Annotated in this window: 25 protein-coding genes; 6 read left to right on the top strand and 19 right to left on the bottom strand. The window is 60.1% G+C overall.

Features of this window, described 5'->3' with window-relative positions; all coding sequences use genetic code 11:
- Positions 1-239: 239 nt before the first annotated feature.
- Positions 240-809, bottom strand: coding sequence for a LemA family protein (locus AB7E65_RS01440; protein WP_072286994.1), 570 nt, complete (start codon positions 807-809; stop codon positions 240-242).
- Positions 810-834: 25 nt separating this feature from the next.
- Positions 835-2,736, bottom strand: a complete 1,902-nt coding sequence (locus AB7E65_RS01435) for a GIDE domain-containing protein (RefSeq protein WP_072286995.1) — start codon at positions 2,734-2,736, stop codon at positions 835-837.
- Between the two features lie 202 nt (positions 2,737-2,938).
- Here AB7E65_RS01435 and AB7E65_RS01430 point away from each other — a divergent pair, with 202 nt between their 5' ends.
- Positions 2,939-3,502, top strand: a complete 564-nt coding sequence (locus AB7E65_RS01430; RefSeq protein ID WP_072286996.1) for an elongation factor P — start codon at positions 2,939-2,941, stop codon at positions 3,500-3,502.
- Positions 3,503-3,544: 42 nt separating this feature from the next.
- The gene (locus AB7E65_RS01425; RefSeq protein WP_072286997.1) at positions 3,545-3,847 is read left to right on the top strand and encodes a hypothetical protein; all 303 of its coding nucleotides are present in this window, start codon (positions 3,545-3,547) and stop codon (positions 3,845-3,847) included.
- A 115-nt stretch (positions 3,848-3,962) separates the two neighbouring features.
- On the opposite strand, the gene AB7E65_RS01420 is transcribed toward AB7E65_RS01425, so the two are convergent.
- Positions 3,963-4,553, bottom strand: a complete 591-nt coding sequence (locus AB7E65_RS01420) for an acetate uptake transporter (RefSeq protein ID WP_072286998.1) — start codon at positions 4,551-4,553, stop codon at positions 3,963-3,965.
- Positions 4,554-4,803: 250 nt separating this feature from the next.
- Between AB7E65_RS01420 and uvrC the strand changes: the two genes are divergently transcribed.
- Positions 4,804-6,636 (top strand): excinuclease ABC subunit UvrC, encoded by a 1,833-nt coding sequence (gene uvrC, locus AB7E65_RS01415; protein WP_072288114.1) that lies wholly within the window; start codon positions 4,804-4,806, stop codon positions 6,634-6,636.
- A gap of 5 nt (positions 6,637-6,641) precedes the next feature.
- On the opposite strand, the gene malQ is transcribed toward uvrC, so the two are convergent.
- From malQ to AB7E65_RS01360, 11 genes are all read right to left on the bottom strand, one after another.
- Positions 6,642-8,192: a 4-alpha-glucanotransferase gene (gene malQ, locus AB7E65_RS01410; protein WP_428745131.1), complete on the bottom strand. Its 1,551-nt coding sequence runs from the start codon at positions 8,190-8,192 to the stop codon at positions 6,642-6,644.
- Complete coding sequence (locus tag AB7E65_RS01405; protein ID WP_428745130.1) at positions 8,192-8,629, bottom strand: DUF5661 family protein; 438 nt, start codon at positions 8,627-8,629, stop codon at positions 8,192-8,194. Before AB7E65_RS01405 ends, malQ begins: the two co-directional genes overlap by 1 nt.
- Positions 8,630-8,778: 149 nt before the next feature.
- The gene (locus AB7E65_RS01400; RefSeq protein WP_428745129.1) at positions 8,779-10,041 is read right to left on the bottom strand and encodes an acetate kinase; all 1,263 of its coding nucleotides are present in this window, start codon (positions 10,039-10,041) and stop codon (positions 8,779-8,781) included.
- Between the two features lie 90 nt (positions 10,042-10,131).
- Positions 10,132-10,347 (bottom strand): LapA family protein, encoded by a 216-nt coding sequence (locus AB7E65_RS01395; protein WP_072287001.1) that lies wholly within the window; start codon positions 10,345-10,347, stop codon positions 10,132-10,134.
- Positions 10,348-10,409: 62 nt separating this feature from the next.
- The gene (locus AB7E65_RS01390) at positions 10,410-11,987 is read right to left on the bottom strand and encodes a bifunctional ADP-dependent NAD(P)H-hydrate dehydratase/NAD(P)H-hydrate epimerase (protein ID WP_072287002.1); all 1,578 of its coding nucleotides are present in this window, start codon (positions 11,985-11,987) and stop codon (positions 10,410-10,412) included.
- A 128-nt stretch (positions 11,988-12,115) separates the two neighbouring features.
- On the bottom strand, positions 12,116-12,826 hold the full coding sequence (locus tag AB7E65_RS01385; RefSeq protein ID WP_428745128.1) for an HAD family hydrolase: 711 nt from the start codon (positions 12,824-12,826) through the stop codon (positions 12,116-12,118).
- Positions 12,823-13,455 carry an MBL fold metallo-hydrolase gene (locus AB7E65_RS01380; protein WP_072287003.1) on the bottom strand — a complete coding sequence of 211 codons (633 nt, stop codon included), beginning with the start codon at positions 13,453-13,455 and terminating at the stop codon, positions 12,823-12,825. Before AB7E65_RS01380 ends, AB7E65_RS01385 begins: the two co-directional genes overlap by 4 nt.
- Positions 13,456-13,543: 88 nt before the next feature.
- On the bottom strand, positions 13,544-13,942 hold the full coding sequence (locus tag AB7E65_RS01375) for a hypothetical protein (protein ID WP_072287004.1): 399 nt from the start codon (positions 13,940-13,942) through the stop codon (positions 13,544-13,546).
- A gap of 56 nt (positions 13,943-13,998) precedes the next feature.
- Complete coding sequence (locus AB7E65_RS01370) at positions 13,999-14,508, bottom strand: DUF1847 domain-containing protein (RefSeq protein WP_320360624.1); 510 nt, start codon at positions 14,506-14,508, stop codon at positions 13,999-14,001.
- 152 nt (positions 14,509-14,660) lie between these two features.
- Positions 14,661-16,355 carry a DUF2339 domain-containing protein gene (locus tag AB7E65_RS01365; protein WP_072287006.1) on the bottom strand — a complete coding sequence of 565 codons (1,695 nt, stop codon included), beginning with the start codon at positions 16,353-16,355 and terminating at the stop codon, positions 14,661-14,663.
- A gap of 135 nt (positions 16,356-16,490) precedes the next feature.
- Positions 16,491-16,763: a DUF3795 domain-containing protein gene (locus AB7E65_RS01360; RefSeq protein ID WP_407058539.1), complete on the bottom strand. Its 273-nt coding sequence runs from the start codon at positions 16,761-16,763 to the stop codon at positions 16,491-16,493.
- A gap of 390 nt (positions 16,764-17,153) precedes the next feature.
- Here AB7E65_RS01360 and AB7E65_RS01355 point away from each other — a divergent pair, with 390 nt between their 5' ends.
- Positions 17,154-17,630: a chemotaxis protein CheX gene (locus AB7E65_RS01355; RefSeq protein ID WP_072287008.1), complete on the top strand. Its 477-nt coding sequence runs from the start codon at positions 17,154-17,156 to the stop codon at positions 17,628-17,630.
- A gap of 188 nt (positions 17,631-17,818) precedes the next feature.
- Here AB7E65_RS01355 and AB7E65_RS01350 read toward each other — a convergent pair whose 3' ends face one another.
- The 3 genes from AB7E65_RS01350 to AB7E65_RS01340 all read right to left on the bottom strand — a co-directional run bounded on the left by AB7E65_RS01350 (position 17,819) and on the right by AB7E65_RS01340 (position 21,223).
- Positions 17,819-17,995 (bottom strand): hypothetical protein, encoded by a 177-nt coding sequence (locus tag AB7E65_RS01350; RefSeq protein ID WP_158514013.1) that lies wholly within the window; start codon positions 17,993-17,995, stop codon positions 17,819-17,821.
- 463 nt (positions 17,996-18,458) lie between these two features.
- Positions 18,459-18,839, bottom strand: a complete 381-nt coding sequence (locus tag AB7E65_RS01345; protein WP_072287009.1) for a hypothetical protein — start codon at positions 18,837-18,839, stop codon at positions 18,459-18,461.
- Between the two features lie 347 nt (positions 18,840-19,186).
- Positions 19,187-21,223 carry a sensor domain-containing diguanylate cyclase gene (locus AB7E65_RS01340; RefSeq protein ID WP_428745127.1) on the bottom strand — a complete coding sequence of 679 codons (2,037 nt, stop codon included), beginning with the start codon at positions 21,221-21,223 and terminating at the stop codon, positions 19,187-19,189.
- Between the two features lie 408 nt (positions 21,224-21,631).
- Between AB7E65_RS01340 and AB7E65_RS01335 the strand changes: the two genes are divergently transcribed.
- Positions 21,632-22,921: a DEAD/DEAH box helicase gene (locus tag AB7E65_RS01335; RefSeq protein ID WP_072287011.1), complete on the top strand. Its 1,290-nt coding sequence runs from the start codon at positions 21,632-21,634 to the stop codon at positions 22,919-22,921.
- A 104-nt stretch (positions 22,922-23,025) separates the two neighbouring features.
- Here the strand turns inward: AB7E65_RS01335 and AB7E65_RS01330 are convergent, their stop codons facing one another.
- A complete protein-coding gene (locus tag AB7E65_RS01330; protein ID WP_072287012.1) occupies positions 23,026-23,640 on the bottom strand; it encodes a LysE family translocator in 615 nt (204 codons plus the stop codon).
- Positions 23,641-23,946: 306 nt separating this feature from the next.
- Here AB7E65_RS01330 and AB7E65_RS01325 point away from each other — a divergent pair, with 306 nt between their 5' ends.
- Complete coding sequence (locus tag AB7E65_RS01325; RefSeq protein ID WP_083558685.1) at positions 23,947-24,285, top strand: DUF4911 domain-containing protein; 339 nt, start codon at positions 23,947-23,949, stop codon at positions 24,283-24,285.
- 21 nt (positions 24,286-24,306) lie between these two features.
- Here AB7E65_RS01325 and AB7E65_RS01320 read toward each other — a convergent pair whose 3' ends face one another.
- Positions 24,307-25,446: a mechanosensitive ion channel family protein gene (locus AB7E65_RS01320; protein ID WP_428745126.1), complete on the bottom strand. Its 1,140-nt coding sequence runs from the start codon at positions 25,444-25,446 to the stop codon at positions 24,307-24,309.
- Positions 25,447-25,890 lie beyond the last annotated feature (444 nt).

The raw sequence follows: 25,890 nt of genomic DNA, 5'->3' as shown, positions 1-25,890 counted from the left end.
AGCCGAGGCTCATTGAGGAGCCCTGAGTGATGCTACCACACGGCCTTCAGGGATTCAAGGCCAATTGATGCAGCGACTCAATGGCACCGGCCCGGCGGAAACGCCGACTGAATCAATATTTTAATGTTAGCAATCTTTTTTGCTTCGTCCAGCGGCAAATGTGCCTTATGGACACTACCCCACGCAAAAAAACCCCGGCGGGGACACCGGGGCGGTCTGCAGCATCGACGGATCGAAACTCATGTGTGCTGGAATATGACCTCGACATCCTGGCGGTGGGCGGGGTCGATTTTCCACAGGGAGCGGCGCGCGAAGTTGAACCCCCGGGCAATGATCACATCGGGGAACTGCTCGATGCGGATATTGTACAGGTTGACCGAGTCGTTGAAAAATTCACGCCGGTCGGCGATCTGGTCCTCGATTTCGGAGATGCGGCTTCCCAGGCTGCGAAACAGGGTATCGGCCTTGAGTTCGGGATAGCGTTCCACCACCATGAACAGGGATTTCAGGGTGTCGGTGAGCAGGTTCTGCGCTTCGAGTTTTTCCTGCGGGCCGCGCGCACCCTGTACCATGGAGCGTGCCTTGATGACCGCCTCCAGGGTTTTCTGCTCATGCTGCATGTAGCCTTCGCAGACCTTGATGAGTTTGGGCAGTTCGTCGAAACGCTGCTTGAGCAGCACATCGATATTGCTCCAGGCGCGATCGATATTGTTTCGCAGGCTGACCAGGCCGTTGTAGATGGTGACGCCATAAACGGCCGGAATCAGCAGCAGCAATCCCAATATCCCCAGAAAGATTACAAAAGCCATGGTTTTCTCCTTGTCTGCAGCCGATTTACGGTTGCATGAAATTCCGCAGTATTAGACCTGTCCAGATCAGGCCGGCCAGTGCGCCGGCGAACAGGGGCATGGTCAGCAGGGCATAGTTGCGCAACAGATGTTTTTCCGAGGTGGTTTCCGTGATGACGAAAGGGATGCCGCGCTTGCGTGGTCGACCGACCACCGCCCGGTCGCCCGGTGCAGGGCGTTCCGGCGCGCTCGACAGGCTTTGTTCCAGAACCTGTCGCTCGATGCCGGCGCGGGCCTGTTCCCATTCCCTTTCAGAAAGCCGCCCGTCGCCGTTGGTGTCGTAGCGTTGCAGCGCCTGGGGATCGCGTTTGAGTTCACGGAGCGCCATGGCGATGCGTTCCCTCAGTGGCTTGACGGGTGTGCGGTTTTCCCGGGCCTGGCCAAGAACGAAAAGGCTGGCGCCCTCGGCAACGGTTTCTTCCACCCATTTTTCCTGGTCGCTGCCGACGAAGGCGCCGAACAGGGAGGCGGCCGCTGCGCCGCGGGATTCCTGTCGGTTGCCTGCCGAAACGGTGGCGCCCCGGGGATCGATGGTGACCCTGCCGGTGTCGTCTTCCAGATAAAAGGGCACGTGTCCGCTATCGCTGGTGCTGGCCAGTCGCCAATTGTTCTTGCTGTCGCGGCGATATTTGCGCAGACGGTAATAGACGCACGATGTCTGGCTCAAGGGAGACACCAGTGCATATTTGCGTATCGCCCGCCCCTGCAGCTCGACCAGTCCCATGGAGAGGGAGCGGGTTTTGCTCGTAGGGGTGTTTTCGATCTGCCGCTTCAGGCGCAGAAAGTGAAAACCGCCCCACAGGCACAATCCGGTCACCATGGCGGGAAGTACGGCGGTACGCATGGCCCAATCGAGGCAGGTTGTGGCCAGATCGTTTTCGATGACTGTCAATAGACCAAATCCGGCGGCCGTGGCCATGCCGATAGGCAAGCGCAGGTTTTTGCCGTTTGACACATTACGCATAGGGGGTGGCGGGAGGCTGTCGCCAGCCGGCTGCAATTCCAGGCGGCCCGCGTTGCCCTCCGGCAATTCCTGCGGCATGGTTTCAGGCAGCGGCGCGGCAGCGGATGCCGTAATTCCGCCTGGTGCCGGAGCGGTTTCAAAATCCGCCATCAGCCAGCCGAAGCAGGTCAGGGCCGCGAGGTTGTCCCGTTCCCAGTGAAGCCCGTCTTCCGGGGTTTTGAGTCGGCATCCGGGCAGATTGGCGAGTCCGAAATCCAGCACCAGGCGGCAATCGGCCACCTGTTCCCGGATTTTTTCAAGGACGGTTTTGAGGTTGCCGACAGCGCTGAGGGAGGCTTGTTCGCCGAGACCGCCTGGATCGAAGCGGCCGGGAAAGATGCGCACGCCGGCATCAATGCGGCCCTGCCCACCGAAACGGTACAGGTCCAGGATGGGGCTGCCTTGCAGGATGGCTCTGGTGAATTCCTCGTCGTCAAGGGGCAGAATCTCGCGGCGGCCGTTGTAGACCCGCTGGGCCATGAGAAATTTGAGATTCCTGGCGGCGGCCTGCCCCGAGATGTCAGCCAAAACCGCCAGCACCCTGTGGTTCGGCCCGAGAGCGACGCTGCGCTCATCGGTCAGCAGAGCCATTTCACTGTCCTGGATGCGCAATGCGCGCAGTCTCAGCGGCACAAAACGCGGCGGCCGCACCTCGATCACCCGGCAGTGGATGCCCGTTTCCGCCAGCCGGGCGGCGATCAGACCCAGCCGCTGCCGCGGCCCTTCGGCAATAAGGTTGGGGCCGCGCCCGATGAGTCGCTGCCTCAGGATATAGGCATCGAGTCCGTATTCGCGTGCCAGAAGCGGGCGCAGCCGGGCCAGCGACGCATTGTCGGCGGCGATACTTTGGACGATGAGCAGGTATGTCGGCTCTGCTGATGACATGCGGCCTCATTTTTTCGGTGGTGGCAGGACCCTGTTATAGCCTTTCGCAGGTCGCGGGATCAAGGGTTTTCAAAGACCCCGGCGGCTGGCATCCCGGCAGTGACCCCGCGCAACTTGCCATGCCGGCTGCGGCAATTGTCAGGCCGGGTCTTTTTATGGTAGGCTTGGACCGCTTGTATACTATTTTTCAGGAGCTTGATGTATGGCGACAACAGCCGATTTGAAACGCAATCTGGTGATCCAGATCGACAATGCCCCCTGCCTGGTGCTCGATGTCACGACCCAGACGCCCTCGGCGCGGGGAGGCAGCACCCTGATCAAAACCAAATACCGCAATCTGCTCACCGGCCAGGTGCTGGAAAAGGCCTTCAAGGGCGGCGAACGTATCGAGGATGCCGATTTCGAGCGGCGCAAGGGCCAGTTTCTGTATGCCGTTGACGATCACGGCGTGTTCATGGATCTGGAGAGTTACGACCAGTACGAACTGGGCGGCGATATGTATGAAAATGCCCGCGGCTATCTGACCGAGGGCATGGATCTGCAGCTTGGCGTTTTCCAGGGGCAGGTGGTCAGCATCGATCTGCCCCAGACCGTTGAATTGACTGTTGCCGAGACCGCTCCGGCGCTGAAAAACGCCACCGCCACCGCGCAGACCAAGGAGGCGGTTCTGGAAACCGGCCTGCGCATTCAGGTGCCTCCCTATCTCGAGACGGGGGAGCGCATCAAGGTCGATACCCGCGAGAGCCGTTTTATCTCCAGGGCCTGAGAACGCCAATTATGTCATGAATGATGCCGAAGGGAGGGTATCGTGCCTGTTTCCGCGCCCCGCATCGTGCGGGAGACAAGGGAGTTCATCGCCGCTCACGGTGAAGACTGGCCTGGCTGGTATGTGGGGATAAGCGTCGATCCTAGCGATCGTCTGCCCGATTATCACAAGGTCCGGTTCGGTCATGATCGCTGGTTTTGCCGCGAGGCCTTTACTCCGGAAGAGGCGAGGGCCATCAAGACGCGTCTTGTCGAGGACCACGGCATTGACAGCGATGACGCCCGCGATGAAGCGCAGGGGAAATTCCTCTACCTTTACCGCAAGGCGCCGCATACCGAGCCTTGATCGATACGGCGCGCCGGTTCTTGTTAGCTGCAGGCGGGGTGGATGTGTCTGCCAGATACAAAAGAGGCCGTTCCCCGGGGAACGGCCTCTTTTGCGATGCGATGCTGAACGCTTTTTACAGCGGCATCAGTTTTTTGCCATAGACTTCGTTGATGACCTGGGCCAGGCCGGCGTAGATGGCGCTGAGTCCGCAGAAAATGCCTTCATAGCCGGCAATGTGGCCGATGGTGTGGCGCATCGGGTTGTCGCCGGGGATGGTGTGCTCGAAAGCCAGCAGGAAGAACAGGATGACCAGGGTGCCGAATACCACCTGCAGGGCGCGAGTCAGTTTCAAGGTGCCGATGAAAAGCACCAGGGTGAACAGACCCCACATGAACAGGTAGGCGGTCATGCTCGCGTCGGAAGGCGCGGCGGCTTTGCCGAAACCCATGTCCGGCATGATCCACAGGCCAACGAGAGTCAGCCAGAACAGGCCGTAAGAGGTGAAGGCGGTGGTGGCGAAGGTGTTTTTCTTTTTCCACTCCATGCAGCCGGCGATAATCTGGGCGATGCCACCGTAGAAAATGCCCATGGCCAGGATCATGGCACTGAGTTCGATGATGCCGGCGTTGCGCAGGTTGAGCAGAACGGTGGTCATGCCGAAGCCCATCAGCCCCAAAGGCGCGGGATTGGCGGTGGTGTCGACGATCGAGAGCTGGTCTGCCATTGTATTTCCTCCAAAATAAAATAAAGGTTTTGCCGGCAGTGGCGCCGGCACGAATGATTCCTGACTGAATCTGTTTAGAACCCTGTTTCAAGAAATTTCGGAATTATTATTTGGATTGTGACATGAAGTCAAGCCTTGAGTGGCCCCAACCGACCTGTTCCGAGGTATACGTTTTGTGCCACCGACAGGATTCAATGGCTTGATGTCGTGAACTTTTTTACACCTTGTTAGGGTGGGATCAGATATGTTCATTTTTGACTCCGGAAAATATCCCGCGACCTGCGGCGTATATCTCATGAAGGGCAGCCAGGGGGAGGTCTTTTATGTCGGCAAGGCCAAAAACCTGCGCAACCGGCTGCGCAGCTATTTTTCGGAGCAGGGGGACAACCGGCCGCAGATCCGATTTTTGCTCAAGCGTGTGCGGGATATAGAAACCATTGTCACCGATACGGAAAAAGAAGCGCTGATCCTGGAAAACACCCTGATCAAGAAGCACCGTCCCCGTTACAATATCAACCTGCGCGACGACAAGACCTATCTGTCGCTGCGTCTTGATCCCCGTGAAGAGTTTCCCATGCTGCAGCTGGTGCGGCGGGTAAAACGCGATGGCGCCCTGTATTTTGGTCCGTATGCCTCATCGACGGCGGTGCGCGCCACGCTCAAGGAAATCTACAGGATCTTTCCACTGCGCCGCCACCCATGGGAAACCTGCCGCAACCGCAGCCGGCCTTGCCTCTATTACCAGATAGGGCAGTGCAGCGGTCCCTGTCACGGCAGAATCAGCCCGGCCGAATACCGGCGTCTGGTCCAGGGCGCCGTGGCGCTGCTCAGCGGTCGGGAGACGGAAGTTCTCGAAACACTGCGCCGTCAGATGGGGGCGGCGGCGCAGCGCATGGCCTTCGAAGAAGCGGCGCGTCTGCGCGATCAGGTTCGTGCCATCGAACAGACCGTCGAACGGCAGAAGGTGGTGGACGCGGGCGGCGGGGATCAGGACGTTGTCGGCCTGCATCGTGAGGGTGGCGAGGTGGAGATCGCCATTTTGTTCGTGCGGGAAGGCAAGGTCATCGGCCGCCGCAGCTACAGCCTCGAATGGCGGCTGGACGAGGATGAACTGCTATCCTCCTTTTTGCAGCGTTTCTACGGCCGCGAGGTGTGTATTCCCGACAGGGTGTTGCTGCCCTTTGTGCCCGAGGATGCCGCGGTGCTGGCCGACTGGCTGAGCGAGCAGCGGGGCCGCAGGGTACAGGTGCTGGCGCCGCTTCGCGGCAGCCGCAGGGAACTGGTGGCTTTGGCCGAGCGTAACGCGGCGGAAAGCTTCCGGGAGCGCGGATCGCGCCGGGAAGCTCGGCAGGAGGTGTTGCGGGAGATCGCCGCGCGGCTGCACCTGAGCCGGTTCCCCCGGCGCATCGAGTGTTTCGATATCTCCAATGTGCAGGGGCGGTTCAGCGTCGGCAGTATGGTGGTGCTGACCGACGGAGAGCCGGACAAGGCGGCCTATCGGCATTTTCGCATTCGCAGCGTGACCGGCAGTGACGATTACGCGTCTCTGCGGGAAGTGCTCAAGCGCCGCCTGCAGCGCGGCCTGCGGGAAGAGATGCTGCCGGATTTCATCCTCATGGACGGCGGCAAGGGGCAGTTGGGCGTACTTGATGCCGTGCTGAGGGAATTGAACCTCGAAGCACGTATCGACGCGGCCGGCATTGCCAAAAGCCGGGTTTTGGCCAACGTGCGCGGCAAGATGGTCGAGCGCAGCGAGGAGCGGTTCTTTCTGCCGGGACGCAAGAATCCCGTGGTTCTTCGCCAGGGTTCGCCAGCCTTGTTCATGCTCGAACGACTGCGCGACGAGGCGCACCGTTTCGCCATCACCCATCATCGCAAGCTGCGACGTCGCAGCAGCCTCGGTTCCGTGCTCGAGGATGTCCCGGGAATCGGCGAGAAGCGTCGCAAGGCCCTGCTGCGGCATTTCGGCAGCCTCAAGGCGCTGCGGGCCGCGAGTCTTGACGAACTGCGTGCGCTGCCGGGCCTGCCTGCCGCCCTGGCGGAGCGCCTCCATGCGGCCCTGCATCAGCAAAAACCGTCCTGATTGACTTATCGGTCCCGGCTGTCCGCCGCGTCTCTGACGGTCTGTAGCTTTTTCGGCGCTCGTCCGTAGCGCCGGGTCAGTTGTGCCAGTCGCCGTTGGCTGTTGGCCGTAAGTTCGCCGGGGCGAAGCCGCCATCCCCAGTTGCCGTCGGGCTGGCCGGGGTGGTTCATGCGTCCTTCCGTGCCGAGTGGCAAAACATCCTGCAGCGGGCATATGGCAACCCGGGCGACGCTGGCCCAGGCCAGGCGGATCAGGTCCCATGGCATGTCGGCGTCATTGCGGCCAAGGTAGCCCAGCACTTCGTCGCGCAGATTCCCCTCCAATTGCCGCCACCAGCCCAGGGTAGTATCGTTGTCGTGGGTTCCGGTGTAGATCACGCAGCGCGACGTCAGGTTGTGGGGCAGGTACGGATTGTCCGGCCCGGAATCAAAGGCGAACTGCAGAATTTTCATGCCCGGCAAGCCGAGGGCGTCGCGCAGGTGTTCGACCTCCGGGGTGATGACACCGAGGTCTTCGGCCACCAGCGGCAGGTGGGGATGTCTGTGCCGCAATGCGGAGAAAAGATCTTCGCCGGGGCCTGGCCACCAGTGGCCGTTGACCGCGGTCGGGTCGCCGGCCGGGATGGCCCAGCATTCCACGAACCCGCGGAAATGGTCGATGCGCAGCAGATCGCATTGTGCGAGGTTCCAGTCCAGGCGGGTCTGCCACCAGGCGAACTGTTCCTGCCGGTGCCGCTCCCAGCGGTACAGGGGATTGCCCCAGCGCTGGCCGGTTGCACTGAAGTAGTCGGGTGGCACGCCGGCGACCACCGTCGGTTGCCGTTGTGCATCGAGATGAAACAGGTCCGGCCGGGCCCAGACATCCACCGAGTCAAAGGCGATGAAAATCGGCAGGTCGCCGAGAATGCGTATTCCCTGCTGGTTGGCGTAGTTGCGCAGCGCCAGCCACTGGTCGAAGAACACGAACTGCATGTAGCGGAAATAGTGCAGGCTGTCAGACAGATCCCGGCGCGCCTGCGCCAGGGCCTCCGATTGTCTGTAGCGCAACGGTTCCGGCCACTGCTGCCATGAACGGCCCTCGAATTGCCGGCGCAGGGCGCAGAACAGAGCAAAATCCTCCAGCCAGTTTGCGTGTTTTTCGCAGAAGACCTCAAAGTCCGCTTTGCGCCTGGCCGAGGCTGCCGCCTGAAAACGTCTGGCTGCCTTGCTCAGCAGGCGCGCCTTGAACGGTTCGACAAAATCGAAATCGGCTCGTCCCTCCTCCCGGCCTATGCCCGCCAGATCTTCGACATCCAGATCGCCCTCCTCCGCCAGGCGTTCCAGGGACACCAGCAGCGGGTTGCCGGCAAAGGCCGACAGGGCGCTGTAGGGCGAATGGCCGTAACCCGTTGGCCCCAGCGGCAGGATCTGCCACAGGGTTTGTTCCGCGCCGGCCAGAAAGTCAACGAAGCGCCACGCTTCACGCCCCAGATCACCAAGACCAAAGGGACCGGGCAGACAGGTCGGATGCAGCAGGATGCCGCTTGCGCGGCGCCCTTCCGGCAGCATGGCCGCCATCAACCGAGGTCGTCGGTTTGCGAGGCGTCCAGAGCCAGGCGCGCCGCCGCCAGACGCCGGTAATAGTCGGCGGCCTTCTGCGGATTGTAGCCGAGCATCGCCTTGTGCAGATCTCCCTCCAGTTCCGCCACTTCCAGCCGCTTGTAATAGTCGAGGGTTTCCAGCAGGTGGGCGACGACGATGCGGGCCGTCAGCAGGGGGTGGTTGTTGGTGACATTGGCTGCCGGATACCGGGTGCCATGTTCCAGTTCGACCTCCAGCCCCACGCGAAAATCCTCCAGCGGGATCCGCAGACCGGCGGTGTCGGTATTGGCCAGTATCATGGCGGCTTCCTCTTCCGTTACCTCGGCCTTTTCCATGGTCGTCCAGTCCCGGATGTCCAGTTCCCTGCACACCCTGCGCACTTCTTCCTCGGTGATATAGACAGGCAGTTGCATGGCGATAACCTTTGGTTGGAGTTGAAGTCGGGGCCGGGTTCTAAAAACCCGCCTGGATTGTTTTCAGTGACTAGCATGCCGGCGGAATCCGAAGTCGGCGTTTTATTTTCGCGTCCCCCTATGCGCCGCTGACGACAGGGTGGGCGTCGTCAGCGGGGCACGAAATCGGGCCGGGCAAAGGAGTAGGTGAATTCCATGTGATGGGCGTAGCGACCGTCGAGGATAGCCGCCACGTCCTCGATGAAAACCAGCTCTTCGTCGGTGGGAATGACGAAGGCCTTGATGGGGGAGCCGTCGCCGGTGATGATTTTTTCACCGCCCCCGACCGCTTCACGGTTGCGCTGCTCATCGAGATGGATGCCGAGGTGCTGCAGTTGCTGCAGGGCCATCTGCCGGATAAGCCAGGAATTTTCGCCGACGCCGGCGGTGAAGACCACGGCGTCGAGCGGACCTGCGGCAGCCAGGTAGGCGCCGATATATTTGCGCAGGCGGTAGCTTTCGATCTCCAGGCAAAGCTGGCAGCGTTCATCCCCCTGTCGCGCTGCCTGAATGATGTCGCGGCGGTCGGTAAAGCGTCCGGTAATGCCAAGCACTCCGCTTTTCTTGTTGAGCAGATTGTCCATCTCGTCGGGGGTCAGATTTTCCATCTTCATCATGAAATGGGGGATCGCCGGATCGATGTCGCCGCAGCGGGTGCCCATGACCGCCCCTTCGAGGGGGGTAAGGCCCATGCTGGTGTCGATGGATATGCCATTGCGGATGGCGCAAAGGGAAACGCCGTTGCCGATGTGCATGGTGATCAGGTTGCAGTCACACGATGCCTTGCCGAGCAGCGCCGCCGCCCGTTTCGAAACGTAAAGGTGGGAGGTGCCGTGAAAACCGTACCGGCGCACCCTGTAGCGCTCATACCAGTTGTAGGGCAGGGCGTAGAGATAGGCGTGGCGGGGCATGGTCTGATGGAAGGCCGTGTCGAAGATCGCGATGTTGGGCACCTGCGGCAACACACTTGACACCGCTTCGATGCCGGCGATGTTGGGAGGGTTGTGCAGGGGGGCCAGGTGTTGTACCTCGCGAATGGCTTCCAGCACTTCCGCGTCGATGCGTACCGAACAGGTAAAACGCTCTCCACCATGCACAACCCGATGGCCGACGGCCGCAATGGCGCTTATATCGGGGATCACCGCGGCGGGACCTTCGGTCATGGTGCGGATGATCAGGTCGATGGCGGTTTCATGGTCCGGACATTCCTTTTCCAGGCGGAAATCTTCGCGCCCCGGCACGCTCTGCACGATGAAAGAACCGCCGGCGATAACCCGCTCGACCAGGCCCATGGCGAGGGTCTGCTTTCGTGCCCAGTCAAAAAGGCTGTACTTGACCGACGAGCTTCCGCAATTCAGGGCCAGAATGATCATTTCGCACTCCCTGCGTCGCTGGCGTGTCTTTAATTTCTAACAACAATCCGGGGAAATGCAACGCAGGCGGCGGCTTTACGCCTGCAGGTTTCATGCATGGCGCTTTTTGGCCCGCCGGTCGAGCAGATAGGCGACAAGCACGCCAAGAACCATGCCCACCAGCAGGGTCATGAACAGCAGAAACGCCAGCGGCGCGCTCATGGTCAGCGTGAGGATTCGCACCTGTACCGTGACGGTGTTCTGCAGAATAACCAGCAGCGCCAGCACGGCAAGAACAATAAAACAGGTGAGTTTCAGGTTTCTCATGGGGGGTGTCTCCCGGTAAAAGGCCCGTCAGGTCGCCGTTATGGTTGGAAACCCCGGCGCGTTCAGGCAACGATGTGTGGTCCCGCATAGCGTTGCGCCAACGATGCCGGCCATCCTTCCCGCTCTTGTTTCAGGGATTGGGGCAGGTGGTCGAGAATATCCTGGGCGGTCATGCCGTCTTCGCCCAGCTGCATGGCGGCCAGGTCTCCCGCCGCACCGTGCAGGAACACTCCCTTGCACACCGCATCCTCGATGCTCAGGCCGAGACCGTGCATGGCGGCGATGGTTCCGGTCAGAACGTCCCCCGAACCGGCGGAGGCCATGCCGCTGTTGCCGCTGGGATTGATGAAAACGCGACCGTCTGGAAAACCGATCAGCGAATGGGCGCCTTTCAGAACGATGATCGCCCCGAGTTCGCCAGCGGCCCGCTGTACGGTGCGGATGCGGTCTTTTTCCAAATCAGGGATGCCGATGCCTGTCAGGCGGGACATTTCCCCCGGGTGCGGGGTCAGCACCGTGGGGGCACGCCGTTGGCGCAACTGTTCCGGGTTTTGGCAGATAGCGGTGATGCCGTCGCCGTCGATGAGCAGGGGACGTTCGATGGCGGCGATCAGTTCCCGCGCCAGTTGCTGGGTCTGTGTCTGCAGCGACAATCCGGGACCGAGGACCGTCATGTCGAGGCTGTTGGCCAACGCCAGCAGGGCGTCGCGATTGCAAAGCGCAAGGCTGCCTTCCGCCGTGGAAACCTGGGGCAGAAACACGACCTCACTGGCCTTCATGGCGATAAACGGCGTGATGGCCTGGGGTGCGGCGAGGCGGCTGTACCCGCCGCCGGCCTTCAGGTAGGAAAGCGCGGCAAAGCAGGGCGCACCCAGATAACCGGCGGCACCGGCGATGAACAGCGCCTGGCCGAAGCTGCCCTTGTGGCCGGTGTGGTCGCGGGGCGGCAGCGGCGGCGGCACATTGAGGGCGATTTTCAGGGCCGCGTCACGGTACAAGGCTGGTGGAAAGGAAATGTGGCTGACATGCAGACATCCGCCCAGGGCAAAGCCCGGATACAGCAGATTGCCTATTTTGGGAAGGCCGAAGGTGACCGTGTGGTCGGCGCGCACCGCGCAGCCCAGCGCCTGCCCGGTATCGCCCTCCACCCCGGACGGGATGTCGATGCTCAGCACCGGCTTGCCGCATGCGTTGATGGCCTCGATCACCGCACGGTGCAGGCCGCCGACTTCGCGGGTCAGGCCGGTACCGAAAATGCCATCGATGACGGCGGCGCAGGCGGCCAGTTCAGCAGCCAGCCCGGCGCTGTTTTCAAGCTGGCGGACCTCCAGCGGCAAGCGGCGGATGATCTCCAGGTTGAGGCGCGCGGCACCGGCAAGTCGGTCCGGATCGCCAAGAATCAGCACCTTGACCGTACCTCCCGCCGAGTGAATTTTGCGGGCGACGACAAACCCGTCGCCGCCGTTGTTGCCCAGGCCGCAGAAAACTACGAAGCGCTGATCCGCGACAGGGCCGATCTGCGCAAGGACGGAGAAGGCGGCCTGTCCGGCATTTTCCATCAGCAGTTCCTCGGCGATGCCGTAACAGTCGATGGCGGCACGATCCATGGCGCGCATCTGCGCTACCGTGCTGACTTTCATCGGTTTTTCCCTCCCTTTTGCAACATGCCCGGCTGCGGGAACCCGGTTGGAAATCCTGTGACATGTCAGGCTCGCGGGTGCCTGTCGAACAGGATGGGCCCGTGCCGGTAACGGAGCCGGCACACCGGCTAAATCGGAAAGTTGCTTTCTGTAAAAGAGGTTTCCGCGGCCAACTCCCCCTCCAGAAGCCGCCGTGCCATATCCAGGTTGGCCGCAACCTTCCAGGCGCCCGGATAAGCAGCATCCGGCGCCAGGCCGCCGGGAATGACCAGACAGCGCAGGCCGGCGGCCCGTGCCGCTTCGAGGCCGCGACGGGTGTCTTCGATGACAATGCACTCTTCAGGACGCAATCCACTGCGGGCCAGTGCCTTCAGATAGGGTTCGGGGTGGGGCTTGGTGTTGTGGAAGTCCTCGCGGGTAAGGATAAAATCGAACTGTTGCGGCAATCCGCTGTGACGATGCATCAGTTCGAAATGATCCCGCAGTGAGCTGGTGACGATGGCCATGCCGACGTAAGGACGCAGGGCCGCGACCGCCTCGACGGCGCCGGCAAGAGGGGTGATCCCGGCTTGCAGCATGCGGCTGTAGCGGGCGTTCTTGGCATCGCGCAGCCGGCTCAGGTCCGCGTCCGAAAATCCCGCTTCCTGTGCCAGGCACAGGCTGCTGCGGCCTTCCTCCAGGGTGATGCGGCGATACAGGTCCATTGGCAGGGGAATGCCGACCTCGGCCAGGGTTTCCTGCATGGCCCGATAGTAAAGCGGTTCGGTGTCGACCAGTATGCCATCGTTGTCCCAGAATATGCCCTTGAGCATGGCGTTTTCCCTTTTTGCGACCGTCATCCTTCCATGGTGAGTCTCTTTACCGGTGTTTCACAGGCCGCTTCGAAATGCCGCGCATCAGCCTCGGAGCCGATGCCACGGCCAAAGTGCATCGGAATAGCCAGTTTGGGCCGAAGCACCCTGGCTGCTGCAGCCGCTTCCGCGGCGGTCATGACGTAGGTGCCGCTGACCGGCAGCAGGGCGATGTCGCAGGCGATGGTTTCCATCTCCGGGATAAGATCCGTGTCGCCTGCATGGTAGATGCGGCGGTCGTCTACCGTCAGGACAAATCCCACCATACCCGCTTCTCGCGGGTGGAAAACAATCCCTGGCGCCCGGAATTTATCGATATTGTAAGCCGGGACGATTTCGACACACACCTCGCCCACTTCCCTGCGCTCGCCGGCTCGCACCACGCGTACCGGTTCCGGCAGTTTTGCCGCTGCCGCGGCCGGAGCCATGACGACGGTTCGCGCTGTGCGGATGCGGGCCACGTCTTCCGGCGAACAATGGTCGTGATGGTCATGGGTGACAAGGATCAGATCGGCGGGCGGTCCTTGCGGGATCTGCCATGGATCGATGTAGATCACCAGACCGCTGCCTTCGATACGAAAACTGTCGTGACCGAGCCAATGGATACCGTGAAACATGGCGTTCCTCCTTGCCGAGAGAAGCCGGAAAATCGCAGATGGCTCTATTATAGCAGATTCGGCACAAAGGCTGCGGTTTGCGCAGGACTCACTTCTGCCCGACCGGTTGCGATGCAGGGATGGCGAATTCCGCCAGAATACCGGAATAGCTTCGCTCGTTGGGTGAGGAACAGCGGTATATGAAGCTGTCCATTTTCAGATAGGCCTTGCCTTTCGAGGGCTTGTAGCGCACCCGCAGGCGTCCCTCGGCCGTGTTGGTTTCCGATGAAAGGTAGAACTGCCGGAAGGGTTCATCCGGGCTCAGCGTGAACCGGGACAGGGTTTCGTCGTTGATGACAAAGCGCACGTTGACCTGATGATCGGGGGTCACGTCCCATTCCATTTCAAAACATCCGAACAGTTTGCTGCCGTAGGAAGAGTCAGCCAGGGACGTCGAGCAAACCAGACACAACAACAGCATGCAGATCGAGGTTTTTATGCAATGCATGACGACTCCAGGGGGGATAAGGCAGGTGTCAGACAAACCCGACACCATGGTTACGCTCAGGAGATCAGGGCCAGCAGCGGATTGTGCCCGTTGCTCCGGTCCTTGACGATGAGCGTGGTGACCGGTGCCCGTGAGTGTTTGGCAAAGAGCAGGTCGTGTCCCAGACACAGGCCGAGGGATATGTTCAGCTGGGTGTCGGCCTGAGCCAGTTGTCGCGCCTGTCCGATGGGGTTGCAGGAGATTCCGCGGCCGCCCGGGCTCAGGGCGGCGGCCGGCAGCTTGCAGACCTTGCAGTCGACCCGGCTCACCTCGAATCCTTCCAGGGCAAGGCGTTCTTCCAGTCTCTGCGCGGCCTCCCGGACCGCGACGCAGTGGGCGATGCCCAGCCGGGTATACCCCGCCGCCCGGGCAAAGCGCGCGATTTCGTCAATCCGGCTCAATCCCTTGCCCTTGGCCGCATCGGCCAGGGCCATAACCAGAAGATCCTCCGCGTCGTAAAGATCCATACAGCGTTGCTGTTCTTCCGTCAGCGGGACCGACTCCCGCATTTGTAGTGCTGCTTCCATTCCAGACAATCCTCCAGACAGATGATCCGCGGCGATCTTGGCTTCCAGGTCGCGGCATCGGACGTTAAGCTGCAAGCTTGCTTGATCGGGGGCGGGCTGTCAAGGGCAAAGCCGGTGAGAATGGCCACGCTCCGTCAGTAAAAGACGCTGCATCATGGCCTTCGTGGCGGCATCTTCTCGATATAACGGTACAGCCAGCCACCCGCATAAAAGGTGACGCCAACCACCAGCAGACAGCCGATGCGGACCAGAGGCGCGGCTCCGGCAAGATCGTGCAGCAGTACCTTGAGGGCCGAAAACCCGAACAGCAGCAGGGATGAGTGACCCAGTACGCGATCGTGCAGTTTCAGGCAGAGCCCCAGGCAGGTCAGGGCCAGCAGGCCCCAGGCGAATGAGACGCCCAGGCTGCTGTGCAGCAGCTGCCAGGCGGCGGCCATGGCCGCCAGGTGACCAAGGTAAATCAGGCTCCCCTGCAGCAGGCGATGAACGGTCGCCCGATTGCGCAACAGGGCATATCCGGCATACAGTTCAACGGCATGCAGCAGGGTGAGAATTGGTTGTCCGCTGATGCGGGTTGGCAATTCCTTGCCGAGAACCTGACTGAAGTTTACCAGCCATAACATTCCGATGGCGGCCAGTAATGGCCAGTCGGTGTTAAGCTGGCGATGTCGGGTCGCCGTCCAGGCAAGCAATGCAGGGAGTGTCAACAGGGCCAGCCAGGGTCGCAGCAAAGGCGGGGTCAGTTCCAGATAGCCGATATGCACCAGCGCCAGACCTGCAAAGCAGGTCAGGATCAAACGGCCGCCTGCCGAAGTGTGTTTCGACAGCCTGTCCGCCAGTTGGCCGCTGAATCCGATAGCGGTGGCGACGGCCAGGGCAACCCATGGTGCCAGGTTCGGAAGGTGGCGATGCAGCAGGCTGTAGTGCAGGAGATAAAAAATCAGCAGGATCGGCAGGTGCAGGGTGGCCGCGCGTTGGTCGAGAGGACGTTTGTGCCGAAGGCTGAACAGCACCGTGCAGGCCAGGAATACGGACAACTGCAAAAACTGGTAAATCAGGGCCACCTGCCATTGCTGCCGGGCTGTTTGCCGCCAGAGCAGGTCGAAGCCGACCACGGCGAGGTAGAAGGCCAGCAGGTAATAGCGCCGCCGCCCTGCCAGCAGCGAGTACAGGCAGAAGCCAATGCTCCAGGCCGAATAGTAAAGTGTCAGGCGTCCTACGGGCTGGGAGGGGATGTCGAGCAGAAACGGCGCCGAATAGGAGCCGGCAATGGCAAACAGGCCGTAGAGGTCGCTGGCAAATGTTCGGCACAGCCACAGGGAGGCGCCACAGGTCAGGATAATGCCGGAGGCGGCCGTCGCGCTGCCGATCAGCCGATAATGCAGGTGTGCGCCGTAGATGGCCAGAAACAGGATGACGACTCCCGCGGCCGGCAACAGGCTGGCGTAATGCCGATCCTTGTGCCGCAGGTGCAGGCCGGTGGCGATGAGGGCCCAGCCGCAGACAAAGGCAATCCCGACGCGCATCGGTGCCGAAAGCATCAGCCATCCGCTGTCGTATGCCAGTTTTATCAGGTACGCGGCTGCCATGACCAGCGCCAGGGCGCCTCCCCAGCCCAGCAGGCGGGTGATGGCTCCGCCTGGCGAGCGGCTGGCATCGTGCTTTGCCTCCGGGAGGGGATGTGTCGCGGTGTTTTGTCGAGGCGGGAGATTTGATTCCTGTGCCGGAGGTATTGTGTGAAAGGCAAAGGTTTCTTCAGCGGGAGCTGACGGCGCCAGATTCAGGTGCTGCTCGATTCTTTCGAGACGCGACTCCAGGCGATCCAGACGTTTTTCCAGATTTTCCATGCTATGAATTTTCCCCGGGACGAAGGACTATCGAGATGGCGTTCATTCGGAAACAAAGTATGAACGCCGGGAAACGCCGACATGATGCCCGGGATGCCCATAACACAAGTCTGCGTTCCGGACAACGATTAAATTTTATCGGCAGGAAATCCCCGATAACCGGTTAAGCTGGGTTTCTGCGTCCGGATGCAGCAAAAACAGCTCTTTGAGTTTGGCGCAGGGGAAAACGGAGCAGGTCGCGCAGATGGCTTGCCGGTTTGTGCGGGTGCAGAGGCGGATAGCGCAATTCCGGCCGAGAATATTGCAACCGGGCCCTTCCGAGCGGCAACCGCTGCAAAACGAGGCGTCCTCGACGAGCGGCGCATAGGCCTCGCATTGCTCACAGTCTTTGCCACAATAAGCCAGCATTGCCAAAGCCTCCTGGATAAGGAAAAAGAATTCTGGAACCAATCTGCTTAAAGAAGTGTGAATATTTGACGAAAGTTTAATTAGGTCTTTAGAAAAAATCAATATTTTGTTTGCGGCAACTCACGGAAAGTCCATTGCGTCCGTTGCGGGTCGCCTGGCAGGTCACACAAAGAGTTCTCTGGCGTCGACCTTGCTGCGGAAATAACCTGGTTTTCGTTCGTTGTCTCCGGATGGATACAGCCTGAATCCACATGCCGCAGTTTTTGCAGAAATGCGGCATTTATTTTGCTGGTATGAACGAAGCGGGTGCATCGGGTCCGGGGTGGCGAATTTTTGCCGGATTGCCGGGCATGGCTCTTCCACCTTCCAGCATGGAGACATTCAGGAATCATGGCTTATCATCAGATAATAGAGCAGACGGTCCAGGAGATTTTCGCAAGCATGGTGTTTCTCGATATCGTGCCCCGGCCCGATGTCGAACCCGAACCCATGGAAGGGCCCATGCTGACGTCCATGATAGGTCTGGCAGGCGATCTTCAGGGCAGTGTTCTGATTCATCTGCCCGCGCCGGTGGCGGTTGCCATCACCGGCGCTTTTCTGGGTCTGGAAATCGACGGTGTGGACGATGATGTCAAGGATGCCATCGGCGAGTTGGCAAACATGGTGGCCGGCGGTATCAAATATCTGCTTCCGCAAAAAGGGCAGGATGTGGGACTGGCGATCCCGTCGGTGGTCTGCGGACAGGGCTATAGCTGCGAGGCGACCGGCCGTTTCGACCGAACCACGGTGGTGTTCGAGTTGGAAGCGGGACGGTTCATGGTGGAGATGCAGATCAAGGATTCCGCCGGGGTTCTGAAACGGGTGTAATGCCCGGCAGGCGCTCGCCATGCCGATGTTTGCAAAAAGACTGAAATTGCTTGGCCGGGCACAAGTGGCAACGCGGCCGCTGGCGCGTTCTGGTGACGCCATCGGTACCGGCATCGGGGTGGTCGTATGGCCGCCTTTTTTACGGCACGGAGCGGGACGCGGGACAAGGGGCGTCAAAGGCCTGCCTGTCAGAGGCGTTGCCGTCCGGAGCTGATCCGTTTGAAAATTTCGCAGTCCTGGTAATTCCCGGCGCAAAAAAGGACGGTTTTCTGGATGTCGCTGCTGGTCATCTTCATGAAATAGCAGTCTTCGTACTCTTCCTTGACCAGTGGGCACAGTCGATTGGCGCAATTGATTGATGACACGTCAATCCTTCATGGCGATGCATGCCAGGAGGCATGGGACCATCCTCGGCGGTTAGCGGATATTCAACGCGGGTAAGGGTGGTGGATTCGCAAAAACGCCTCAACGCTGCGGCGGGACTTTTTGCGACGCACATCAATGTGCTGGCAATGATGTTCTGTTAGCAACCCTCATGCCAGTGTCTTTCCCACCACCGGACGACGGACGCCGCCGGATAACCGGCGGAGCCGAAAAACGCATTGGAGTTGTCCGTAAACAGCTTGTTTCAGCAGATTGAATAGAGCGTTCGCGTGAATTTTCCGGCTATGCGAAAGGGCAGGGAAATTCCTTGTTTCGCGTTTTTTGGTGGCAGCGCAATGTGGTCCTGGCCAATAAGCGCACCGATCAGGGCCTGGCGGTGTGGCAGTTGGTCCGCAGGCAGGTCCGCAGATTTGGGGTGTGCCACATGTTACCGCAATGAAACGGTTATTCAGCGAGCCAGCGAAGGGCCTGGTCCCGGTCAAAAAAACAGTGGAGGCGTTCGGGTTGGGCCATCTGATCCTGCATCAGGCCCAGAACGGAATCGCTGCCGCGCTGCTGGACCGAAAACAGCAGAGCGGTTCTTTTCGATTGGCCGCAGACGAGTTGATAGATCAGTCCGTCAAGGGGATTGCCTTGGTCGTGCAGTGACAGTTTGACGGTCCGCCGTTTATCAATGAGCACCTTGTCTATTTTCTGGGTGCGGGCCAGGGCCAGGGTTTCCGACAAGGCGCTGATCGTGTTCTGTTCGGAGAATGGACCGTAGATCTCCAGTTGGATGATCTCGGGGTTCTGGAGGGTGGAAATCTGCCATCCTGTATGGGTCATGGTGCAACTCGATCCGGGTTGTATTAATTGATTGCTCGGTGCAACAGCAGGTTTTCCATCCGGCTTTTGCGGATGGTGGTCTGCCTGGAAGATGGGCAGCCTTAACGCAAAACCGGGGCCAGCTTGAAGGCACCTTGCGCCCCGGTAACATCGATGAAGTGATATATGGTGGTATTCTGAGGGGTTACTGGCTGGCCAGACGCGTCGTTTTGTTTGCGGGGCCGATCTGGTCGTTCTTTACCGGCGCATTGACGATTTGAGCGTCGTGCTATTTTGTGAAACAGAAATTTAAAATTGGGACAGTCTGGGACGCAATGTATCGAGGCCGCGGGTTGTCTTTTCGAGTCTCATCCCGGCAATGTCGTATCGAGAACCACCCGGTTGCGGCCACCTTTTTTTGCTGCGAAGAGTGCCCGGTTGGCGCGGGCGATGAGCTGTTCGTAAGTGTTGTCCCGCGTTGGTTGCATGCTGGCGACGCCGACGCTGACCGTGACCACGCCGAAAGCCCCTTCTCCCTGATGGGGGATGTGCAGGGCTTCGATTTGACTTCGGATTTTTTCAGCCAGGGAATTAGCTGCCTCGCTGTCGCTGTCGGGAACGATTACGGCGAATTGCTCGCCACCGAATCGGGCGATGCGCTCTTCGTCGCCCTGAATGCACGCCGCCATGGTCTGCGCGATCTTTTTGAGGCACTGGTCGCCGGCCTGGTAGCCGTAGGTATCGTTGAACGGTTTGAACCGGTCCATATCGACCAGCACCAGCGCCAAAGGGGTCTCTTTTTGCCGGGCTCGCTGCCAGAAGGACGGCAGGGCGGCATCGAAACTGCGCCGGTTGGCGACATCCGTCAGCGGATCCAGCATGGCCAGCCGCCGCAGAAACTGCTGGGCGCGTCGCCGCTGCTGAACTTCCAGTTCAAGCTTGATGTTGGTCTGCGCCAGTTTCTCGGTCCTCTCCGCGACCCTCTGTTCCAGTTCGCCACGGATGATGCGCAGCTGCTCCAGAGTATCGGCCAGCTTTCGCGTCCTGACGTTGAACCAGTAGGCGAAGGTTCCGAATTCGTTGTGGAAGGTTTCGTCGAGGCACAACATTTCTTCAGCATTGATGTCGATGGCGCTTCTGAGCTGGTGGGTCAGGCGGGCCAGGGGGCGCATCAGCATGGTGTTCAGAGTCAGAAAGGCCCCGAGGACTGCCGCCGATACGCTCATGATCAGAGCGATCAGCAACGCACGATAGATGGCCTTGGCCGTCGACATGGCATGGCTTACCGGCGTGACGGTGACGATTTTCCAGTAGGTTCCGGGCACATGAAAAATCGCCACGCTGCATGGCTCTTCCAGGAGCAGGTCGCCGTCGGTGGTGAAATGCCGGAGCAGCAGACCGCCGTCCTGGCTGCCGAGTCGGGGTTCCTGCAGCACGGCCGTGATAAGCGCGGCTTCACCCGGCGATATGTCCGCGCCCTGGCGGGCGATTGTCGCGGCCATGTCGGGGTCGAAACTGTCGGACTGGCGGGATTTTTCCAGCAGTTCCTTGCTGCTGGCGTAAACAGCCGACGCCAGGGGCGCGAATTGCGGTTTCTGGGCGGCGAGGTCGCGGGCCTGGATATATTCGATCTGTTTGCGCCCCAGCCTGTCCGTGCGGCTGAGGCGGGTAAGGGTTACATCGGGAAACGACAGAAACTTACCGTTGCGGTCGACGGCGAAGGCATAGCCGCTGATTTTTTTGGCCTGCGCATCAAAAAAGGCCTCCAGTCCTTCCAGTTTGAGGTCGACGGTTACCACGCCGGTAAACCGGCCGTCGCGGTAGATCGGCGCGGTGCAGGTCACCATGGGGACATAGGTGTGGGGATCGACATAGGATCGGGACCAGAAAACCTTGCCGGGTTTGAGATACCTGCCCGGCACATACCATTCCTCCCGATGATAGCCGGGGCTGTCGGGGTCGTCATAGTCCTTGACAAAATCAAGGAGGCCTTCGGCGTTGCGCCCCCAGAAAAAACTGCGTCGCTCATGGTCCGGCTCAAAGCTGAAGGGTTCGTACCAGACCCCGCCGCCGATGATATAGGATGACGGACCCAGCTTGTCAATCAGGCGCGGGATTATCCGCATGTGGTCATCTGCCCGCAAGGGCAGTACGGCGCTGGTCGTGGAAAGGGCGCGGGCCAGCGTTTCGGCAACGGCCAGTCGCTCGCCCAGTTGGGCGACCATGGTACTGCCTACCTGGTTGACCATGCGGAAGGACTGCTCCTCCAGGCGTGGCCGGGCGACGGTATCCATGATAATGGTCAGGCTGGCTACCAGCACGGCAAGCAGCAGCAGAAACAGCAAAGGGGTGCGAAACAGAAGACTGTTATGCCAACGCACCGAAAACGCGCTCTTGGGGTCCATTCAGAGCCTCTGGGGAGGGTGTTTGGGAAAAAGAAATCTGTGTGCAAGAAGTGCCTGTCACATCAAGCGATGAAAAAATCCACCGTGCGACCGATGCCCGCTCATGGGGCGAAGCATACCATACCGGTCCGACCGGAGGCACCCCTTTTTTGGCCGGAGTCTTTGGCGGGATTTGCACCTGACACTGCAACGAGCGGCATGACAGTCTTTACGCCGACATGTTTGCCGGGCGGTCCGGGGACCCCTGGCCCCGGCCTACGTCATGATTTCCAGGAATTTGGTTGACAAGAGTGGGGCAGGCTGATAGGCTGCTTCGATTAAAGCCGCTTTCCTTGCAAAAACGAAAAGACTTCGTAGGCCCCGGAATGCTTCCGGGGCTTTTATTTTTTACGGCTTTTAAAGGACACTATGGAATTCAGTACATTCGATTTTCACCCGCAGATTCGCCAGGGCATCACTGCCGCCGGTTATGTTTCGCCCACTCCCATCCAGGCACAGGCCATTCCGCCCATTCTTGCCGGGCAGGATGTCATGGGGCTGGCCCAGACCGGCACAGGGAAAACCGCTGCGTTTGCCCTGCCGGTACTGCAGCGCCTCATGAAGTCGCGCGGTGGCCGGGTGCGGGCGCTGGTAGTGGCGCCTACGCGCGAACTGGCGGAACAGATTCATCAGGCCTTTTGCAGCCTTGGCGCCCATACGGGACTTAAAAGCCTGACTGTTTACGGCGGCGTGAGCATCCGGCCGCAGATCACCGCGCTCAAACGAGGTGTCGATATCGTGGTGGCTTGCCCGGGGCGGCTGCTCGATCATATTGAAAACAAGCACATCGATCTGTCCGCTGTTGAAGCTCTGGTGCTCGACGAAGCCGATCAGATGTTCGACATGGGGTTTTTCCCTGCCATCCGGCGTATTCTGGGCCACCTGCCGAAACGGCGCCAGACCCTGTTGTTTTCCGCCACCATGCCGGATGAAATCCGGCGCCTGTCCGGTGAAATTCTGGCGACGCCGATAACGGTGCGGATAGGAAATACCGCGCCGGCCGAAACTGTCACCCATGCCTTGTATCCTGTTGCCCAGCAGCAGAAAACCGCCATGTTGCTGGAACTTCTCGGAGCCGGCGACATGGGGTCGGTGCTTGTATTTACCCGAACCAAGCATCGCGCCAAGCGGTTGGGCCTGCAACTCGATAAAGCAGGATTCCAGGCCTGCTCCCTGCAGGGGAACCTCTCCCAGGCGCGCCGTCAGGAAGCGCTTGAGGGATTCCGGAAGGGTAAATACCGGATTCTGGTCGCGACGGATATCGCAGCGCGGGGCATCGATGTGTCTCGTGTTTCCCATGTTATAAATTACGACATGCCCGCTACCGCTGAAACCTACGTGCATCGCATCGGTCGTACCGGCCGGGCTTCGCGCCAGGGCGAAGCTTTTACCCTGGTCTCCGGCGAGGATACCGCCATGATCCGGGCCATTGAAAAGATGCTGAAAGCTCCGCTGGAGCGGCGCACTGTCCAGGGATTTGCCTACGAGGACCCGGCTGTATCCGATGCGCCGCCTGTCAAAGCAAACCCTGGGGCCAGTCGGCAACCCCGGAGCAAACGCCCCGTTGGGCGCGGTGCGGCGCCCAAACGGAACAGAAATTATGCCGGGACTTCCAGGGACGCCAGTTCCGGCGTCAGGGGGCGGCGCAACGCTGATTGATGGCAGCCGGAATATCCGGAATGCCGATCATGTTGAAACACAAAGAGCCGGGTGCATGCACCCGGCTCTTTGTGTTTGGGATTTTGTTTTAAAAAACCCGCGTTTCAGTCGCGAACCAGGGCGATGCGCAGCCCCAGGGCGATCATGACGCCTCCGAAAATACGGTTGATAAGGGTATTGAACCGCGCCAGGCCCAGACGGACGAATCTGTGCTGGACCAGCAGTATGAACAGCGACCATCCGCACAGGGAGGTCAGCACGATGGTCATGCCGTAGCCGGTTTTTACCCAGAGGGAGTCTCCCGGTGCGATGAACTGGGTGAAAATGCTGAAAATATAGATGGTGACCTTGGGATTGAGCAGATTGCATAAAAAGCCGTCGCGCAGCCCCTGGCATGCTGAACGGCGGTTCTGAAAGGCCAGGTTTTCGAGATTCAGCGCGCCACGAAACCGCAAGGCCCTGATGCCGATAAACAGCAGGTAGGCGGCTCCAAGCAGGCGCACGGCATCGTGGATATAGACATTGCGCGTGATCAGCCAGGCCAGACCGGCCACGGACAGGGAGACATGCACCAGCAACCCTGCGCAGATACCGAGCACCGTGGCAAAGCCGGCAGCGCGTCCTCCGGTGAGGCCGTTGCGCATCAGCAGCAACATATCCGGGCCGGGACTGGCCATGGCGACCAGGGTAATGCCGGAGAGCAGAATATAAGATTCCATGTTGAACGTCCTCCTGAAGCTGTGCCATGCTGGCTGGTTTTTATCCGGAAACGGCCATTTTCCGCCGTGGCGGCGTCAATCCGCAGGCTTGCTTGTAACTCGGGCCATCCCTGGCCCTCGCCCTTCGGGCAGCCGGAGGCTGTCCATCTGGCTATCCTGCGCATGGTGTGGCGTGCAGGGATACTAAAACTTTGTCCGGCGGTTCGCAAGCCTGTCCTTTTCGCACCGTTTTGGCATGCGGCGGCCCGCATGCAAAGATGTTGATTCGGTACGGCGGCTGCGGTAGTGTTCATCCGGAGTCCGCGGATGGACAAGGGGCTGCGCAGCAGTCCGTCACGTCGTGTACCCAACCCGGACGGCACCGGAAAGCAGGATCGCGTAGACAGAAGGAGTGTGAAATCGGCTATGCTGGATAAACGCTGGTACGTCGTATCCCGCAGAGACATTGGTTATCTGCGGTTCATTCTGGAAAGTTATGACGGATTGCTTTTCATGCGCACCGTCGATGCCGCCACGGGCACCATCGAAGTCGGCTTCCATCCTTCCCGGCGCCAGGATGCCCTGGCCCTTCTCCACGCCCTGAGCGACGAGGTCGGTCTTGCGCCGGCCGATCCGCCACGACTCACCGACCCGCCGGTTGTCTGATTTTCCCTGGCTCGGCCCGCCTCAGGCGGGCAGCGCCGGCGATGCCGATGCTGCCCCGTCTTTTTCCCCTTCCCGTCCGCGCAGGTACACCGAATGGCTGGGGAAAGCGATCTCCAGGCCCAGTTCATCCAGGATGTCCATGATTTTCAGGCAGATGTCCTGGCGGGCTGCCAGATATTCCTCCCAGACGGTGGTTGTGGTGAAGCAATAGACCATGATGTCCAGGGACGATGCGCCGAAGTCGTTGAAATTGACCAGGAAAAAGTCCTGCTGAATGGCTGGATGGCTGGCCAGCATGTCGCGGATTCGGGACACGGCCCGGCGCATTTGTGCCGGGCCTGTTTCGTAGGTCACGCCGACGTTCAGCTTGATGCGCCGTTTGGGCATGCGGCTGAAATTGTCCACGGCCAGATTGGCTATTATGTTGTTGGGGACGGTGATCAGGGTTTTGGCGAAGGTGCGGATCTTGGTGGAGCGGAAGCCGACCTCTTCGACCACGCCTTCCATGTCGCCGGCCTTGACCCAGTCGCCGATATGAAACGGCCGGTCGAGGATGATCATGAACGAGCCGAACACATTCGACAGGGTGTCCTTGGCCGCCAGGGCCACGGCCAGGCCGCCGATGCCGAGGGAAGCCAGCAGTCCCGAGATGGAGTAGCCGAGGTTCTGGATGGTCATGATCACCGCCAGAAAGATGATAAACGCCCGCAGGCTCTTGCGGATAAACGGCAGCAGGTGGTCATCGAGGGGTGATTCGGTTTTGCTGACCCATCCGGACAAAAAGATGTCGAGGAGGCTGACCAGATTGAACAGGGCCCAGCCGATATCGAAGGTGACCAGCACCTTGAGCAGAGCGTGGGCACCGCGCCGGATGTCGACCGGAGCGGTGGGCAGTTGCAGGACCTGCACGGCGATGAACAGACCGATGATGATCACCAGCAGTTCGGCCGGTTTGCGGATGCAGTTCAAAAATTCGTCGTCATAGCGGCTCTGCGTCCGGGTGGCCAGTGGGAAGATGACGTTGACGAATACATGGCCGAAAACTTTTTTCAGGATAAGGAAAGCAACGATGATACCGAATGCGGCGGCAAAACGGCCGACGCCGATGCCGAGAAAGGTTTCGTGAAAGAGGGCATCGAGGACTTCCAGAAAATCACTCATGTCGGGTTCTCCTTGGAATTTTTATACATGAGTCTTAACAGATGCCATTTTTCATTGCAAGGCTATCGGGGCGCAGGTTTGCAAGGACCGGCACGGAGCGTATCAATATTGCAGCTATCCACAGGCGCTGTGCAAAACCCCCCGTAAAAGTCTGATAGACAGTGTGCTGAGCCCTGATTTATCAGGCTAATTTCCTCTTTGCCTATTCTTTGGACAGGGGCGGTTCGCGATCCGCCCCTGCACGTCTCGTTGCCCAAACCCTCCGTGCTGCTAAACTGTGTTTATCCGGAAACCCGGCCAAATGCTGACCTGTTTTGTCGAAAGCGGAGGTGCCTGTGATTCATCCCCACGATGTAAAGCGGACCCGGGGCCGCTATATGCTGACCGAAGGGTACGAGATTAGTCGCGATCTGGATGGTTCCCTGGGGAGCTGGGGGGTCGATC

The organism is Syntrophotalea sp., assembly GCF_050253115.1.
Classification (GTDB): Bacteria; Desulfobacterota; Desulfuromonadia; order Desulfuromonadales; family Syntrophotaleaceae; genus Syntrophotalea; species Syntrophotalea acetylenica.
Note: the sequence above shows the minus strand (reverse complement) of the source record. Positions and strands in the feature narration are given on the sequence as shown.

What these genes read in the sequence shown, in the direction of transcription:
- AB7E65_RS01430 (WP_072286996.1), top strand. Translation starts at nt 2,939, where the DNA reads ATGGCGACAACAGCCGATTTGAAACGCAATCTGGTGATCCAGATCGAC.
- AB7E65_RS01340 (WP_428745127.1), bottom strand. Translation starts at nt 21,223, where the DNA reads ATGGACCCCAAGAGCGCGTTTTCGGTGCGTTGGCATAACAGTCTTCTG.
- AB7E65_RS01345 (WP_072287009.1), bottom strand. Translation starts at nt 18,839, where the DNA reads ATGACCCATACAGGATGGCAGATTTCCACCCTCCAGAACCCCGAGATC.
- AB7E65_RS01435 (WP_072286995.1), bottom strand. Translation starts at nt 2,736, where the DNA reads ATGTCATCAGCAGAGCCGACATACCTGCTCATCGTCCAAAGTATCGCC.
- AB7E65_RS01355 (WP_072287008.1), top strand. Translation starts at nt 17,154, where the DNA reads ATGGCTTATCATCAGATAATAGAGCAGACGGTCCAGGAGATTTTCGCA.
- AB7E65_RS01330 (WP_072287012.1), bottom strand. Translation starts at nt 23,640, where the DNA reads ATGGAATCTTATATTCTGCTCTCCGGCATTACCCTGGTCGCCATGGCC.
- AB7E65_RS01405 (WP_428745130.1), bottom strand. Translation starts at nt 8,629, where the DNA reads ATGCAACTGCCTGTCTATATCACCGAGGAAGAAGTGCGCAGGGTGTGC.
- AB7E65_RS01325 (WP_083558685.1), top strand. Translation starts at nt 23,947, where the DNA reads ATGGACAAGGGGCTGCGCAGCAGTCCGTCACGTCGTGTACCCAACCCG.
- AB7E65_RS01335 (WP_072287011.1), top strand. Translation starts at nt 21,632, where the DNA reads ATGGAATTCAGTACATTCGATTTTCACCCGCAGATTCGCCAGGGCATC.
- AB7E65_RS01440 (WP_072286994.1), bottom strand. Translation starts at nt 809, where the DNA reads ATGGCTTTTGTAATCTTTCTGGGGATATTGGGATTGCTGCTGCTGATT.
- malQ (WP_428745131.1), bottom strand. Translation starts at nt 8,192, where the DNA reads ATGGCGGCCATGCTGCCGGAAGGGCGCCGCGCAAGCGGCATCCTGCTG.
- AB7E65_RS01375 (WP_072287004.1), bottom strand. Translation starts at nt 13,942, where the DNA reads ATGCATTGCATAAAAACCTCGATCTGCATGCTGTTGTTGTGTCTGGTT.
- AB7E65_RS01370 (WP_320360624.1), bottom strand. Translation starts at nt 14,508, where the DNA reads ATGGAAGCAGCACTACAAATGCGGGAGTCGGTCCCGCTGACGGAAGAA.
- AB7E65_RS01380 (WP_072287003.1), bottom strand. Translation starts at nt 13,455, where the DNA reads ATGTTTCACGGTATCCATTGGCTCGGTCACGACAGTTTTCGTATCGAA.
- AB7E65_RS01390 (WP_072287002.1), bottom strand. Translation starts at nt 11,987, where the DNA reads ATGAAAGTCAGCACGGTAGCGCAGATGCGCGCCATGGATCGTGCCGCC.
- AB7E65_RS01420 (WP_072286998.1), bottom strand. Translation starts at nt 4,553, where the DNA reads ATGGCAGACCAGCTCTCGATCGTCGACACCACCGCCAATCCCGCGCCT.
- AB7E65_RS01395 (WP_072287001.1), bottom strand. Translation starts at nt 10,347, where the DNA reads ATGAGAAACCTGAAACTCACCTGTTTTATTGTTCTTGCCGTGCTGGCG.
- AB7E65_RS01320 (WP_428745126.1), bottom strand. Translation starts at nt 25,446, where the DNA reads ATGAGTGATTTTCTGGAAGTCCTCGATGCCCTCTTTCACGAAACCTTT.
- AB7E65_RS01400 (WP_428745129.1), bottom strand. Translation starts at nt 10,041, where the DNA reads ATGATCATTCTGGCCCTGAATTGCGGAAGCTCGTCGGTCAAGTACAGC.
- AB7E65_RS01365 (WP_072287006.1), bottom strand. Translation starts at nt 16,355, where the DNA reads ATGGAAAATCTGGAAAAACGTCTGGATCGCCTGGAGTCGCGTCTCGAA.
- AB7E65_RS01385 (WP_428745128.1), bottom strand. Translation starts at nt 12,826, where the DNA reads ATGACGGTCGCAAAAAGGGAAAACGCCATGCTCAAGGGCATATTCTGG.
- AB7E65_RS01360 (WP_407058539.1), bottom strand. Translation starts at nt 16,763, where the DNA reads ATGCTGGCTTATTGTGGCAAAGACTGTGAGCAATGCGAGGCCTATGCG.